Genomic DNA, 13,693 nt, shown 5'->3' with positions numbered 1-13,693 from the left:
CAATAATACCAAACCAAAAAAGGAGGCACAGCCTCCTTTATCAGAGTAAAACAAATTATCCGTTTTGTTTTGCTTTTATACGCGCAAGAATATCATTACTCTTTTGATTTTGCTCACCAATACCCGCTTCAGCAAGCTTCGCTTTTAGATCATCACCATTAGCAGATGCTTCTAGTTGCTTCGCTGCACCGAGTTGATCTTGTCTATCTTGTTGACGTTGTTTAATACGCTCTAACGATTGACGCGCGTTGGTCATTGATGACTCATTAGTATTCAATGTGCTATTTACTGCCATTGTTGCTTGCTGAACACTTTCAGTCGTTTTAACCATCGTTAATTGACGTTGGTTCTCTTTGATTGATTTCTCAGCATCTTTAACTTGTTGCTTTAAAACCACAATATGGTTGCTAAAGCCTGCTAGTACTTGATCATGTTCAGATTTCTCTGTTTCAAAATCACCAATTTTTTCAGCAATTTCCATTGCTAATGCTTCATTACCTTTCTCTAACGCTTGGCCTGCGTATTCTTCATGCTCGGCAATACTGTCATCTAAAGCGCTAATTTTACGCTTGGTTTGCATTTCTTTCGCCATCACTTCCGTTAAGCTTTTCTTGGCTTTATGCAGCGCATTCTGTGCATCCGCTATCTCTTGCTCAAATATGCGAATACCATTCGCATCCACAATCGACTCACCAACTTCTCTGGCACCACCACGTACAGCGGTAAATAACTTCTTTAAAATACTCATAACTTACTCCACTATTATTCGTTTAAATAAGCGGTCACAGCGTCTAAAGCGTCGATTGCATTATCGGCTAACGTTACTAGCTCATGTGTCACTTCATCAAAAGATGAACTCACTGCTAAAGCACCGAATATTGCATACTGATCATCAATTTTAGCGAAAGCACTCAAAGGAATTGGTACATTTAACTTTAATAAGGCTTCGTTCAATTCATGGCGCAGTTCAGTTTTGACTTCGGCTTCATTAAATAAGTAACTGATACAAAGTAGCTGCTCTTCTGTTTGAGTAACAAAAATAGGTAACTCATCATTGCCATCTACAATGACCTGCAACACTTCTTGCTCGCCTTCGTTCGCAATTAAGAATGACTCAAAATTTGCACCTTCAGTTTCAAATAATGCAAGTTTGATTGATAATTCATTTAATTCCATCTTATATACCTTATTCACTATGACATATTATGTCTGAGTTAAGATTTGCATAGCCGACATATTATGTCAACCTTCCATTTTAATTTTTATACAACTCGGCTTCTGTTTGCCATGCCTGACGATAATAATCGTACAACACACCAGAACCCAGTCTATTGACTTCTATACTTTTATTTTCATCAAAAAATTTATTTGGAAAAGCAAATGCAGCTTGTAAATATTCTTGATTAACCCAATTGCTTGGTACAGGAAAATCGTTAACGGCTTTGATTCTTTCACTGGCACTTTGACCTGTTCGAGTTGCAATTGTCCATCCCCATTGACCAAATGAAGGAATATTCTGCTGATATTGCTCAACATGAGCAAACCCAGCTTGCTGCACCGTTTTAGCAATACTAATAAACACATTCTTTGCGTGATACGGAGAAGTCGATTGAATCGATAATGCACCGTCGGGTGACAATAACTGTCTAACATGATTATAAAAGTAATCACTATAAAGCTTATTCAAATCGGGATGATTTGGGTCGGGCAAGTCAATAATAATACTGTCAAACAATAACCCTTCATCAAGCATTTTCTCCACTTCTAAAAAGGCATCGGTGACAATGACTTTGGCGCGAGGATCATTCAAGGCATCGTGATTTAACGCCGATAGCTTAGTTGTTATCTCCGGTAACGCTGAAAAAGGCTGACCTTTCAAACCAAATAGCGACAGTAATTGACCATCTAAATCAATGAGTGTCGCTTCTTTAACCGGCCATTTGAGTACGTCGCGCAGTGCTAATCCATCACCGCCACCGATTATTAACACTCGGTCGTGGCGATTAGCCGCTAACATCGCAGGGTATACCAACATAGTATGGTATATCTGCTCATCGGCACTGGAAAATTGTAGACGCCCGTTTAAGAATAGATCATTAATAGGCATTGCTTGCGTGCGGCTCAATCGCTCAGTCACCACAACATGTTGATACTTAGTCGACTCAGAGTAAATCACCTTATCTTTATACAAAACATTGCTTAAGTCTTTCATCCACACAGAGCCATAACTTAGCAATACTAAAAACAGCCCGAGCAGCAACACATGACATAACAATAACAGCTTAGCGAAACGCACATGCTGATGATAACGCCACAAAAACATCAGCCCCGCAATGACGTTAAATAATGCCGTCCATGCTGCGGCTTGCATTATCGGCAACGCCAACATGATCATCACCCATATTGCTGCGCCAATACCCGCGCCAATATAATCAGCACCGTAAATTGTACCTGCGTTGTTTTCTAAAAATCGCCCATAAACATGCTGACGAATACGCGCAATCAAAGGGATCTCCATACCAATAAAAATACCGAGCATTAATCCAAAAATATATGGTAAAAAACGTGCGGCACTTTGCAGTGATTCAAATATTCTGCCATCAACTACCGCATCAGCAGGTAAGTTATACAGGCTGGAAAATGTATGAGGAAGGGTATAAGTTAAGGCAATAACACTGGCAATAATCAAAATACTACTCATGCCTAGCAGCGCAATTAAACTTTCAAGCCATGCAAATGCAGTAAATGGGTCTTTAAACCAACGGGCTAAAAACGCACCAATCCCCATGGCAACAATCATTGTCCCAATCATGGCATAAATGGCGCTTTCTACAGAACCTAGAACGCGCCCTGCATAGTGGGACAATAAGTATTCATAAATTAAGCCACAGCCAGCAAGAATCGCCATGACACTAATTAGTAAGATATCGTGACCGAGCAACTTAAGGTTGCTGGTCACGTTTTCAGAGTTTTGCGAAGATGCGCTTGTCAAAGTTTATACGCCAAGTAATGTGGCCATAGTGATACCTATCGCAAACGAAATTGCCGCTGAAATTGTTGCTACGCCAATATTTTTCTGACGATTCACTTCATCTGAAATGTCTTTCCCTGCAAGAATTATTTTGATCATCACTAAATGCAACACGATAAATGCGATTATACTGCCCAGTGCTGATACGCTCCAATAAATCAAACTTGAAGTAATCGTGTCTGCCACGTACGGTGCAATCCCAGTCGCCGCTGTTAATGCCAATGCACTGCCAATCAAAAACCCTGCATAGCGGATCCCAACCGCAATATTGTTATCTAAAATAGCTTGCTGTAAACAATCACCATTGCGATTCGTACGCTTAAATAACTGTACGCGATATTGACTCACTAGCAGTATACAAATATTACCTATGACAAACGCAATTACAACAATAGGTAAGCCATACCAACCTTCTGTTAATACCCAAACTAATGCCGAGCGGATCACAATCGCAACACTTAACACATGACCAAAATCAATCAGGGCTGCGGTAATATTGCCTTTGAGGATCTCGCCATGTAAATCGACCTTTTTCAAGGCCACTTTATCTTGAAAGAAGTGCCCTATTTTAATTAAAACGATTCCCACCAAACCATAACCAGCCATCTGGGTCGCTTCTTCTAATAATGAATCAGCAAAAGCACCACTGGTAATACCGGTTAAGACCACTGCGAGTCCAGCAAGCCCACCCGCAAAACTTAATCCAAATGCAAAGTTATCTTTTTCTGTTATTTCATCGTTCGCATGGAGGTTTGAGACCCACCCTTTTATGTATTTCAGGCTCACAAACAACGCAATGATAATAATCATATCTATCAATAGCGCTTGAAGAGACCAAGCCGTTAATCCGTTAATTTGGTACATTTTTATAAACTCCGCTATCTAATTCGTTATTTTCCTCGGCTAACACCGCGCGAGGTTCTACTTGAGCTATTACGCACCGAGCCAGAATTTGACTTAGCATAGCTACTGTTTCTCGAGTAACTACTGCGCGTTGCTGATGATGGGGTATGGCTACTACGACTCAATCCTGATGCGCCAGCTTTGGTCTTGGCATAAGGGCTAGTAAACTGCTTCCCTTGGCTTTTATAAGACTGGCGAGTGCGCTGTTCAACCGCGGTTTGACGCTTATAGTTACTATAACTGGTATAGCGTTTTCGTCCATAATCGTTGTAATAACTATACTTCCTGTGTTTGCTCCAACGGCCATACTCCACTCCTCCAACGAGATCACCAAACATTCGATACATGCCATACCACATCCAAAAATTGGTGCCATTAGATTGGGTTTCCCATTGCCCGTAATTGGCATTTCCTACTAATTGATTACCGACACCGGCTTGGCCATTGGCGGCATCTTCAGCCGCTTTACTAATGGCCCCTACACGTGCCAGCGTACCATTTGACATATCCGCCAATACATTAATTGGGTCGGTTAATGCGTCTGCAAATAGACTTCGCGTCGCGGCTTCTTTTAATAACATCGCTTGCGTAATAATGTCATCACTGTGCATCGTTGGCTCTGGTGCTTTCAACTGACGATAGCGGGTGAGTAAATTTTGATACAAAGGGCCTTGCGTCGTTGCATCTTGCGCGACAAGTTCTGCAATGGCACTAAATTGTGGGTTTTGCTGACTGAGTACGTTGCCATATTCACTGAGTAATACCGCATTTCGTATTTGTTTTTTTTCAAGCGCTTCACCTAAGGCATTAATCTCACGTGAAGCTTCTTGTAGTGTGTATTTGATTGTTTGTTGCGTACGTTCTTCCTTCGATTCACAACCCAGCATTAAGCTAAACAAACAAAACAGACTAATCAGTTTCCAAACTTTAAAATCGGACATTCATTGTCACCTGATCTGCTTTAGTAAAAGTTTAAGCCCCCATTCTACATACCCCGGCAAGATAACCAAGTGCTTCTCACTAAAAATCCCTATTTGTGTAATAAATTACTTGGCGCAAATAAATTATGTAAGCTGTTATTTTAATTTAACTTAATTCTTTATGCATAACCAAAATGGGAATATGCTGTTACAATTACATGGGGTAATTAATGCATTATGCACATAAGATATCCACACCTTTACGGTAATTATTGTCATATTAAAAACACTTTAAACTTGATATTCGGAAACGTTCAATGCCATTTAGACAGTCAATCAAAATCATCGCCGTACTACTTTTAATCATGCTGCTTATTCAGCTACTTAACACAGTAACAAATGGAATCATTTCACAGTTTGGTATTATTCCTCGTACCACAATGGGATTAATCGGGATTCCATTAGCACCTTGGATACATCACAACTGGCTACACTTAGCATCAAATGCGATCCCACTGGCTTTGTTATCGTTTCTTGCTCTACAAAATGGGTTTAAACAATATATTCTCGTGTTCGCTTTTATTACGCTCGTCGCTGGCAGCGGTGTTTGGTTATTAGGCTCAGCGGCACATCATGCTGGCGCCAGTTTGATGATATTTGGATTATGGGGTTACTTACTCGCCTTGGCTTTTTTTCAACGTAACGTTAAAAATATTTTCATCGCTATTGTGGTCTTTTTTATTTACGGAGGACTTGCTTTTTCACTGCTCAGCTATCAGCCAAACATAAGTTGGAGTAGCCACTTTTTTGGCATGTTAGCTGGTTTACTCGCCGCTCAGCTGTTCAAAAATAACGGTGTTAAATAGTATGGCCTTGCAGCTAAATAACTCCGTAACATACCCGGCTTATCCGAAGGTCAAAAACCAGACGGCCACTGCACTATTAAAGCTTCAGCTCCTACCATGAAACCAAGCTATCACTCTAAAAAAGCCTTATCTTAGAGCTCGCTACACTGCCATAAGATAAGGCTCTTGGCCTTGATGTTTTGCTTTACGTTTAAAACTCCCTTTGCCTTTCTTTGCTTTCTCAACTTTGGCTTTAAACAATGGGCTTGTAACCAATGCTTTAAGCGCATTGTCTTTTATTTCACCACGTTGGTGGGCATGTTTATTTGACATGCATGACCTCTCCATTAATTAATATAAATGCCTATTTATTATCAAGTAAACCAATGTATGACGCAATATGCATTGCACTTATTTACCTCTATTTACCTTTTTTAGCTCCACATGATAAATTGCCGTTCCTCTCTAATAAGTTACTTAAGTGAATGTTAAAAATGAAAAAATTAATCTCTCTATGCGCAGTGATGCCTTTAGTTGTCTGCGCACAGCAATATGATTGGAAATTACAACTCGATAGTGATTTAAATGGTGAATTAACAGATGCCCCCATAACCACTCATAAAATGGCAATTGAAACGTATGCTCATATCATTTCTGGTAAATTCTCAACATTGGCCACACCGCACACCTTAAATGGTCAGCTTGAAGCCATACAACTCACTCAAATAGGTTCTGGGTCAACACAAAGAATTCAATTTATTGTCGCTGAAGCCGAAAAACGCACTTATTTCTTGGGCCAGGGCACGCTATCAAACGGCTTTAAAGGCGCTTGGTTTGGCGCAAACAACGATTCTGGTGATTTCAACTTAATAACAGCGGCTCAGCAACCATCAACACCACTACATTGTGCTGAGGTTCTTAACCAAGATCCGTCTGCACAATCTGGTATTTATAGCATTGACCCCGATGGCGGAAGCGCAGAAAATGCGTTCAATGCATATTGCGATATGACGACCGATGAAGGCGGATGGACTCTTATAGGTACTTTTTCTAAATCACAAGCAGGTGGATACCCTCATATAAACCAATACGATAGCTTTCCGGACACCACTCTTTCAGATCCCTCCCATACCGGTTTATATCAAGGTACCCTGTCTCACTTCACTGACGTTAGAGAGCAAGTAGCCTGTACGAGTGGTGGATGTCAATCTGCGTATCAGGTATCAGCAACAACCTCTGAATTAGAAATGATTAGATATACTTGGGGTTATATAGACCAGCAAGAAAAGCAACAACAAGGCTTTGCACTGCCAAACTGTACCGATGCCTATAAATCGGGGGCTTCATATAATAACTGTCTATATGCAAATGATCGTAACAACACCAATGTCATCGGTTGGCAGCGAGACATACATGGCGCAAAGCACTCTTGCTGGCTTGCGCACGGCGTTCATAAACCAAACTCTTTGGGTTCATAACAGTGTGCATACAATGCACAGGCTAATGGGTCTCGCTGGGGACTTCTATGGGTTAGGTAGTGCTAACCTAAAGAATGACAGGTATAGCGCTGCTCAAAGCAGTCTATACCGCGCTTCTATAACATCAAAGTTATTAATCACTTTACAACTGGATAATAAAAGCACAATATATACATACCATAAGGTATGGTATGTATATATTGAAGGAATAGGTTATGTGGAAAGTAAAAGCAGTTTCTGTACCAAAAGATGATTTTTTAGCATCAAAACGCAGCAAGCATAGCTTTCGAGATGCCTTAAGCGCCCCTGTTAGCCAACCATCAATAAGCGCTGCGAAAGCACAACTTAATATATTTTCTCGTATGCCTAAGTGGGTAGATACATTGATGAATATCCGTAACAAAACCGTCAAGTACTTTGGCTTCAAGGTAGCTACAGACAGCACATTACACATGGAAAAAACAGACTTAAAACTCGGCGACTCTGCGGGGTTTATGACCGTTACCTCTGTCCATGATCATGAGATCATTAGTTTTGCTGAAGATAAGCATATGCAGTTTTATATGAGCGTGACAACCGATGGTCAACAAGCAACCGTTTCAACATTAGTCAACCTTAAAACCCCTATAGGCCGATTATATATGGCACTCATCACGCCATTTCATTGGATAATTGCCCGAGTGGTTATCCACAATGCTGTGCAAGAGCAGCGATTATGAATAAAAAAAACCAACAGCTCAGCAAAATACAATGGCTTGAAAAAGCACTCGAACAACTCATCGCGCTTGGCCCGCAACACCTTAGAATTGCAAATTTATGCCAAAATTTTGAAGTCACCAAAGGCTCGTTCTATCACCATTTTAAAAATAGAGATGACTTTGTGCATACATTAATGCAGTACTGGTATGAGCAAACCACGGTCAATTTTATCGCGCAAGCTAACACCCAAAGCTCGCCCTTAGAAAAGTTACAAAAACTTGACCAAGTCATTGCAAGTAATAACATTGAGGCTGAAATACATATTCGGGCCTGGTCACTCACTGAAACATTTATCATCAAACACTTAGAGAAAATCGACACGCAGCGCCAAGCATTTTTAGCCTCATGTTATCAAGAGTTAGGACTCAACCCTGAGCAAGCCACAGATCTGGCTGCAATATCCTATGCCCAATTTTTAGGCCTCTTACACATAAAACCGCAACCCGATGTAACGCAGTGCCTAAAGCTATCAGCATTAATTGCTCAACAATTTTTACCCGTCATACAACAAGGAGATTAACCATGAACTTAACTAAATATTCAGGATATGCTTTATTTTTTACTGGTGTGCTTCACACCATGATAGGGTTGATTTTGGGCTGGCCGACTCTATTAGAAATGCATGACAGTGGTTGGTTTAGCGCCACTATCACCAATGGAGAAATGAACTTCAAAAGGGAAGCCATTATCTGGTTCCTATTAACTGGCGCTTTTTGGATAACATTTGGCCACGCACTGCAAACAATGATTAAACAAGGTCTAAAAGTGCCACCACAATTGGGCTGGAGCTTTATATTTTTAGGCTCCGTGGCTGCCTATATCATGCCCGTATCTGGCGCTTATTTATTTATCATACAAGGTGGGCTTATTGTGTTAAGTCGCAGCAAAACACCACAAACATCAACCGCTATCTAAATCTGTATAACATATTGTCAAAATGAGGAGGGACATACACCTCTTCATTTTCACCAAACCGATGTAGCTGAAAACCACACTCCAGATATCGCAGGCAGTCAGGGGCAACACTGAAAGGGTGAATTATTTTACTGCACATGAGAACTATATGACGCCTTAATTTAGCATCATACATAATCAGAAGCGCTCTTGTATATTGGGTACTTCTACATACTTAGATTCATTCAATGACACACAAGCTGATTTATTTTAAATAATCAACTCGATTGGCATATCGCTACAAATTCACGTATGTGCTTTGATGATGACTATTTCCTACCCCTTCGGTTCAATCCATTGTCGCAATATCTTACGATAAAAACATATTCATGCTAACTCACATTCCACTAAGAACTTTTTTGCCAATTGCACGGTCTATTGTTTACAAAGCACTATCTTCTTATTCACTAACGGAATATAAAATATACATGCCACTATGCAAACAACAATGGATGTTAAAGACTTCAGTTTTAAAGCTTATTATTTATAGTTCTTTGCCAATTTTTCCTGCTATTTTTTTACTGGTTGCATATGATTTATTTGAAATCACTTTAATTGCGAAACTGTGCTCTGAGCACCTTTCAGCATTAAGCTTCAGCGCACCCATTACAATCGCGATGACCGGCTTCACTATCGCTTTATCAATTGCAACCAACAATTGGATATGCCGTGTAAAATCAGAAACATCAACATACTCTAATGACAACATGATGGGAGGGTTAAACGTCAATGTGATAAGAGCTTTAACTGTGGTGAGCCTATTCACTCTCTTCATTTCACTACTACTTTACATGACGACCCCTTTGATATATTCCGTATTAGGGACAACTTCCTCTCCTACATCCGCGGTGGACTTAGCGGTCACCTCGCTCGCTACCGAATATACCAATATACGATTAGTCTCTTGGTTGCCCTTGGTACTCATTTGGCAATGTAATGGCATACTGCGTAGTTTGGGCCATATAAAACCAGCGAGCACAGTACTGACTTTGTGGATGCTCAGTAAATTTGCATTAAGCTATATTTTAATTGGTGATGGTACGTGTGCCCAATCTTCAAATAGCGGCATCATGGGTGCGGGATACGGCCATTTAATTTCTGATACCTGTTTTGCGTTTGTGTCATTATTGATAACGTTTCGCATGCTCGGTATCGATAACATCGTTATTCAGAAAATAAAATGGCGTAACACGTTCAGGCAAATATCAATCACAGGGCTAAATGCAACGTTACAGCAATTGTATATGCCTGTGTGTATTGGTGTACTCACCTATTTTGTTGCAAGCATTGCGCACGAAAAACTACCACTTTTGAGCATTGTATTTCGAATTGAAGCACTCGCTTTGCTAACGCCTATGGTATTCACGGCATCACTGCCAGGCATTCTTGCAGCAAACTGGTGGGCCAATGAGTATTCTCGAGTAAAGTCATTTATTATAAATAGCTTTGCGATAGTTTTTATCATTCAAATCGCCATTGCACTGCTTTTATTTGCTAACGCTCAGTCTATCTTCATCGCGCTAAACTTGAGCAACGTGTTAAAAGCAGATCTAGATGCATTTTTACTGTTTGTACCTATTAGCTTAATTGGCGCAGGCTTTGTTATGCTAACGCAGTCTTATTTAAACGCAATAAATCACGCAACCCAAGCAAATGTACTCAGTCTTAGCCATAAAATTCTATTCACACTGCCTCTGGCTATAATTGGATTGTACTACCTCTCACTAACCGGTATGTTTATAGCCATTGCTGTAGCTAATATGATAACTGCGTTTTTTGCCGTCAAACGACTGCGACAATTATCACAGCAAAATCATAGTCAGCGGTTATCTACTCATGCCAAAAGGACACTCATTAACAACCCTCAATAGAATCAGATAATAATCAAACATCAGGCATTGAGTATGGGCAATCACTGTTAAGCGCGCTCATTTTTTGTTGAGCGTCAATGCTGATATGCTCAACAGGGCCTTGCCACCGTCTTTATCTGTTAAACTGGGTACAAAATAAAGCGCATTGATATGTGCCTTTATCATCCCTTTGCCCGTTGACCATTTTGGTGTCCAATCTGGGCGAGAAAAATCAGATAACATGACTGTGTGCGTCGTCTTTTTATCTGCCTTTGGTAAGGTAACCTGATAATGCGCATAGCTTTTATCACCCTGCCCACCATAGTCTTTTTGCGACAATTTAATAATAAGAGCTCTATCACTTTGATAAGTCACTGTGACGCTTTCGTAGCCCCCTAGAGAACGGGTTGGAATATCATATATCAGCTCAACCCAGGAATTATTCGCCCTGTCGAGCCTTGGCACGCGCAAAAAGCCAATATCAACTTGTCCATTTGTCACTAATCCCCCCTCAAAGACAGCCCGACTTCCATGCGGATCTGTTGCATAGCGCCAATCCTCTGCTATCAGATGCTGTGTATCTGTAAAACTGACACAGCCACTCAATACCATTCCAGCTAAAAAAAGCCCCCTCGAAATACCATCATATTTCCATACCTGTGAATTTAGATGCATATTATATAAGAAGCGATGAAAGAAACAGTAACAGAGACCGTTATATTTTTCATACTATGGTCTCTAATGCGACATTTTGCGATGCACAATTATGGTCGTTGGGCTAAATATTAATTAGCCGTATTTAATAACTCAGCATAATTTACACTTTCACCAACCAGTAATGTTTTTACAGTAAAGTTAGGCTTCATGTCTTGTACTGCTGTTGCTAATCGACGTAAAGGCTCATTGACGTGCTCAAACCCTAACGCCCAAGTACCATATCCCCATGGAATAAATACCTTACACCCTAAATCTTGTGCGGCTTGTACAGCATCCTCCGGTGACATATGCATTTTTCTAGCCCCTCCAGGATATGCAACAATCGGCATCAGGCACACATCTATGTCACCGACTTTTTGCTGTATGTCTTTAAAAATGGGGCTATAACCCGTATCTCCAGCGAAATAGATTTTATGTGTACCATCATCCATTAACCAGCTTCCCCATAAACTTTCATCTGTGTCAAACGGCCCGTGGCTGGAAGTATGATTCGCAGGCAAAAAGTGAAGGTCGGTATTGTTATGTTTGGTTTGTGTATACCATCCCATTTCAGTAATGGGACCTTGCTGATAGTTGACATCATCAGCAGTATCCAGTGGTAAGTACAAAGCCGTGTTGCCATTAAAATGATTCAAAGTTTCACTATTAAGATGATCATAATGATTGTGAGAAACCATGATTGCCGTAACAAAATCTAGTTGGTCTGCTTTTATAGGTGCATCGCCCAAGCGGTTTAAGTCATCAATGACTTTACTGCCAACCCAACCATATCCATCAAACTCACCAAAAACAGGGTCGGTAACGAATGCATCGCCATTGGTTTTCTGTATCAAAAAGCTTGCATGCCCAAGCCAGGTAATATGACCTGCATTGCGGCTATTTATTTCCGCCGCCGGAGAGAGTAGCTTTTCATAATCAAACCCAAACGTTTTATCAATACCAGAATGCGCAAAACTGATCATGCCCGGTTCAACTGTTTTTTTCTCTGTTGGTAATAAAAAGTCAACATCATCATAAGCATGATGAGGGCCGCGGCCTTGATATGTACCAGGATAAATATTTTGATATTTCTTCTCTGTTACCAGGAACAATTCATTCTCTATACGCGTGATATTTTGAGAGCAAGCGCTTAAACACAGGGTACTTAAAAGCGTAAGTAAAAGTCTATTTTTCATTGTTATAATACCTTTTCCTAAAACATGCTCTCATTGTACATTTACGGTTTACCTAAATCTTAACCACTTTTTATTATTTGCTAAAAATAGAAAACAAAAAGAAAAATTAAAAATATAACCATAAAAATCAAAACGATAAATCCATTCTTTGAAAAAGTAACGAGCCTCATATCAATATTACCTTTACAACAAATACGATCTCCGCTCCTCATAATGTGCACCAACAACCAAACACATAGCCAAAGGTCTTCTGTTGGAGTGCCGCAATTAGAATCACCTAATAATTCACCTTAACGCGTTTATTGTTTCACTGAACGAAAATCACTGAAAAAAAAACAAGCTATCGTTAAGTTGGAACAACACTTAAATTAAAAGAACGATTATGAAAAAAAATTATAAGGTACTCAGCATACTCATATTCCTTGCGAGCTTTTCTACTGTGACACACGCTACAGAGAGTGTATTAATCACCTCCGACAACTTTTCTCTAAAAACAGACTATTTCAAACCTAACATTGCCAGCGACCGTGCCGTCTTAATGCTTCATCAATGTAATTACAATCGAAGTATGTATACCAAGATAGGTGAACAATTGGCACAATTAGGTATTCACGCATTAAGTTTAGATTTTAGAGGATTTGGAGAAAGCGTAAATCATCAATATGATATTGAAAAAGTAAGATCGCAACCAGATGACACTCGGCGTTCGGCTTGGTTAACTCTCTCTCAAAATTGGCCTGATGATGTAGCACTGGCATATAATTACCTAAAAAGCAAAACCGGTAATCATGGCCGTATCGCTATAATAGGAGCCAGTTGTGGTGGCACCCAAGCAGTGAATTTGGCACAAAGTACACCTATGTCAGCTATCGTGTTTTTTTCATCGGCTCAGAATGAGACTAACATTGCACGATATAAAACCGATTTGGCAAACGTCCCCACCCTAATTATCGCAGCTGAGCAAGATGGAAGAACTTATAGCAGCGCCAAAACGCTATTTGATAGCGCGATGCATATTAATAGTAAATTAATCAGTTACAAAGGACCTGAACACGGATACC

Annotated in this window: 16 protein-coding genes; 7 read left to right on the top strand and 9 right to left on the bottom strand. The window is 40.2% G+C overall.

Features of this window, described 5'->3' with window-relative positions; translation table 11 throughout:
• Nucleotides 1-55: 55 nt before the first annotated feature.
• From J8L97_RS16320 to J8L97_RS16300, 5 genes are all read right to left on the bottom strand, one after another.
• Nucleotides 56-748, bottom strand: coding sequence for a PspA/IM30 family protein (locus tag J8L97_RS16320; RefSeq protein ID WP_211051255.1), 693 nt, complete (start codon nt 746-748; stop codon nt 56-58).
• A gap of 14 nt (nt 749-762) precedes the next feature.
• Nucleotides 763-1,176, bottom strand: a complete 414-nt coding sequence (locus J8L97_RS16315; protein WP_211051252.1) for a YjfI family protein — start codon at nt 1,174-1,176, stop codon at nt 763-765.
• A gap of 79 nt (nt 1,177-1,255) precedes the next feature.
• Complete coding sequence (locus tag J8L97_RS16310; protein WP_211051241.1) at nt 1,256-2,992, bottom strand: polyamine aminopropyltransferase; 1,737 nt, start codon at nt 2,990-2,992, stop codon at nt 1,256-1,258.
• 3 nt (nt 2,993-2,995) lie between these two features.
• Complete coding sequence (locus J8L97_RS16305) at nt 2,996-3,895, bottom strand: DUF350 domain-containing protein (protein ID WP_211051239.1); 900 nt, start codon at nt 3,893-3,895, stop codon at nt 2,996-2,998.
• 26 nt (nt 3,896-3,921) lie between these two features.
• Nucleotides 3,922-4,875 (bottom strand): CHAD domain-containing protein, encoded by a 954-nt coding sequence (locus J8L97_RS16300; protein ID WP_192506478.1) that lies wholly within the window; start codon nt 4,873-4,875, stop codon nt 3,922-3,924.
• Nucleotides 4,876-5,171: 296 nt separating this feature from the next.
• Here J8L97_RS16300 and J8L97_RS16295 point away from each other — a divergent pair, with 296 nt between their 5' ends.
• A complete protein-coding gene (locus J8L97_RS16295) occupies nt 5,172-5,720 on the top strand; it encodes a rhomboid family intramembrane serine protease (RefSeq protein ID WP_211051236.1) in 549 nt (182 codons plus the stop codon).
• A 141-nt stretch (nt 5,721-5,861) separates the two neighbouring features.
• On the opposite strand, the gene J8L97_RS16290 is transcribed toward J8L97_RS16295, so the two are convergent.
• Nucleotides 5,862-6,032 carry a ribosome alternative rescue factor ArfA gene (locus tag J8L97_RS16290; RefSeq protein ID WP_211051221.1) on the bottom strand — a complete coding sequence of 57 codons (171 nt, stop codon included), beginning with the start codon at nt 6,030-6,032 and terminating at the stop codon, nt 5,862-5,864.
• A gap of 161 nt (nt 6,033-6,193) precedes the next feature.
• On the opposite strand from J8L97_RS16290, the gene J8L97_RS16285 reads away from it, so the two are divergent.
• The 4 genes from J8L97_RS16285 to J8L97_RS16270 all read left to right on the top strand — a co-directional run bounded on the left by J8L97_RS16285 (nt 6,194) and on the right by J8L97_RS16270 (nt 8,851).
• Entirely contained in the window at nt 6,194-7,177 is a 984-nt protein-coding gene (locus J8L97_RS16285; RefSeq protein ID WP_211051219.1) for a fibrinogen-like YCDxxxxGGGW domain-containing protein, read from the top strand.
• 215 nt (nt 7,178-7,392) lie between these two features.
• On the top strand, nt 7,393-7,896 hold the full coding sequence (locus J8L97_RS16280) for a DUF2867 domain-containing protein (protein ID WP_211051216.1): 504 nt from the start codon (nt 7,393-7,395) through the stop codon (nt 7,894-7,896).
• Nucleotides 7,893-8,456 carry a TetR/AcrR family transcriptional regulator gene (locus tag J8L97_RS16275; RefSeq protein ID WP_211051213.1) on the top strand — a complete coding sequence of 188 codons (564 nt, stop codon included), beginning with the start codon at nt 7,893-7,895 and terminating at the stop codon, nt 8,454-8,456. The genes J8L97_RS16280 and J8L97_RS16275 overlap by 4 nt, the downstream gene beginning before the upstream one ends.
• 2 nt (nt 8,457-8,458) lie before the next feature.
• Entirely contained in the window at nt 8,459-8,851 is a 393-nt protein-coding gene (locus J8L97_RS16270) for a DUF6463 family protein (RefSeq protein WP_211051210.1), read from the top strand.
• 523 nt (nt 8,852-9,374) lie between these two features.
• Here J8L97_RS16270 and J8L97_RS16265 read toward each other — a convergent pair.
• Nucleotides 9,375-9,665: a hypothetical protein gene (locus tag J8L97_RS16265; protein ID WP_211051207.1), complete on the bottom strand. Its 291-nt coding sequence runs from the start codon at nt 9,663-9,665 to the stop codon at nt 9,375-9,377.
• 16 nt (nt 9,666-9,681) lie between these two features.
• Between J8L97_RS16265 and J8L97_RS16260 the strand changes: the two genes are divergently transcribed.
• On the top strand, nt 9,682-10,761 hold the full coding sequence (locus J8L97_RS16260) for a hypothetical protein (RefSeq protein WP_211051205.1): 1,080 nt from the start codon (nt 9,682-9,684) through the stop codon (nt 10,759-10,761).
• A 57-nt stretch (nt 10,762-10,818) separates the two neighbouring features.
• On the opposite strand, the gene J8L97_RS16255 is transcribed toward J8L97_RS16260, so the two are convergent.
• On the bottom strand, nt 10,819-11,415 hold the full coding sequence (locus tag J8L97_RS16255; RefSeq protein ID WP_247688706.1) for a hypothetical protein: 597 nt from the start codon (nt 11,413-11,415) through the stop codon (nt 10,819-10,821).
• A gap of 110 nt (nt 11,416-11,525) precedes the next feature.
• Nucleotides 11,526-12,632 carry an MBL fold metallo-hydrolase gene (locus J8L97_RS16250; RefSeq protein WP_211051203.1) on the bottom strand — a complete coding sequence of 369 codons (1,107 nt, stop codon included), beginning with the start codon at nt 12,630-12,632 and terminating at the stop codon, nt 11,526-11,528.
• Nucleotides 12,633-13,014: 382 nt separating this feature from the next.
• Between J8L97_RS16250 and J8L97_RS16245 the strand changes: the two genes are divergently transcribed.
• A partial coding sequence (locus J8L97_RS16245; RefSeq protein WP_211051200.1) for a dienelactone hydrolase family protein occupies nt 13,015-13,693 on the top strand: 679 nt, incomplete at its 3' end.

This window comes from Pseudoalteromonas sp. MMG012 (assembly GCF_018100875.1).
GTDB lineage: Bacteria > Pseudomonadota > Gammaproteobacteria > Enterobacterales > Alteromonadaceae > Pseudoalteromonas > Pseudoalteromonas aurantia.
Note: the sequence above shows the minus strand (reverse complement) of the source record. Positions and strands in the feature narration are given on the sequence as shown.

Excerpts from the sequence above, each read along its gene's own strand:
- J8L97_RS16320 (WP_211051255.1), bottom strand. The coding sequence starts at position 748 with ATGAGTATTTTAAAGAAGTTATTTACCGCTGTACGTGGTGGTGCCAGA.
- J8L97_RS16315 (WP_211051252.1), bottom strand. The coding sequence starts at position 1,176 with ATGGAATTAAATGAATTATCAATCAAACTTGCATTATTTGAAACTGAA.
- J8L97_RS16305 (WP_211051239.1), bottom strand. The coding sequence starts at position 3,895 with ATGTACCAAATTAACGGATTAACGGCTTGGTCTCTTCAAGCGCTATTG.
- J8L97_RS16300 (WP_192506478.1), bottom strand. The coding sequence starts at position 4,875 with ATGTCCGATTTTAAAGTTTGGAAACTGATTAGTCTGTTTTGTTTGTTT.
- J8L97_RS16295 (WP_211051236.1), top strand. The coding sequence starts at position 5,172 with ATGCCATTTAGACAGTCAATCAAAATCATCGCCGTACTACTTTTAATC.
- J8L97_RS16290 (WP_211051221.1), bottom strand. The coding sequence starts at position 6,032 with ATGTCAAATAAACATGCCCACCAACGTGGTGAAATAAAAGACAATGCG.
- J8L97_RS16285 (WP_211051219.1), top strand. The coding sequence starts at position 6,194 with ATGAAAAAATTAATCTCTCTATGCGCAGTGATGCCTTTAGTTGTCTGC.
- J8L97_RS16280 (WP_211051216.1), top strand. The coding sequence starts at position 7,393 with ATGTGGAAAGTAAAAGCAGTTTCTGTACCAAAAGATGATTTTTTAGCA.
- J8L97_RS16275 (WP_211051213.1), top strand. The coding sequence starts at position 7,893 with ATGAATAAAAAAAACCAACAGCTCAGCAAAATACAATGGCTTGAAAAA.
- J8L97_RS16270 (WP_211051210.1), top strand. The coding sequence starts at position 8,459 with ATGAACTTAACTAAATATTCAGGATATGCTTTATTTTTTACTGGTGTG.
- J8L97_RS16265 (WP_211051207.1), bottom strand. The coding sequence starts at position 9,665 with ATGAAGAGAGTGAATAGGCTCACCACAGTTAAAGCTCTTATCACATTG.
- J8L97_RS16260 (WP_211051205.1), top strand. The coding sequence starts at position 9,682 with ATGACGACCCCTTTGATATATTCCGTATTAGGGACAACTTCCTCTCCT.
- J8L97_RS16255 (WP_247688706.1), bottom strand. The coding sequence starts at position 11,415 with ATGCATCTAAATTCACAGGTATGGAAATATGATGGTATTTCGAGGGGG.
- J8L97_RS16250 (WP_211051203.1), bottom strand. The coding sequence starts at position 12,632 with ATGAAAAATAGACTTTTACTTACGCTTTTAAGTACCCTGTGTTTAAGC.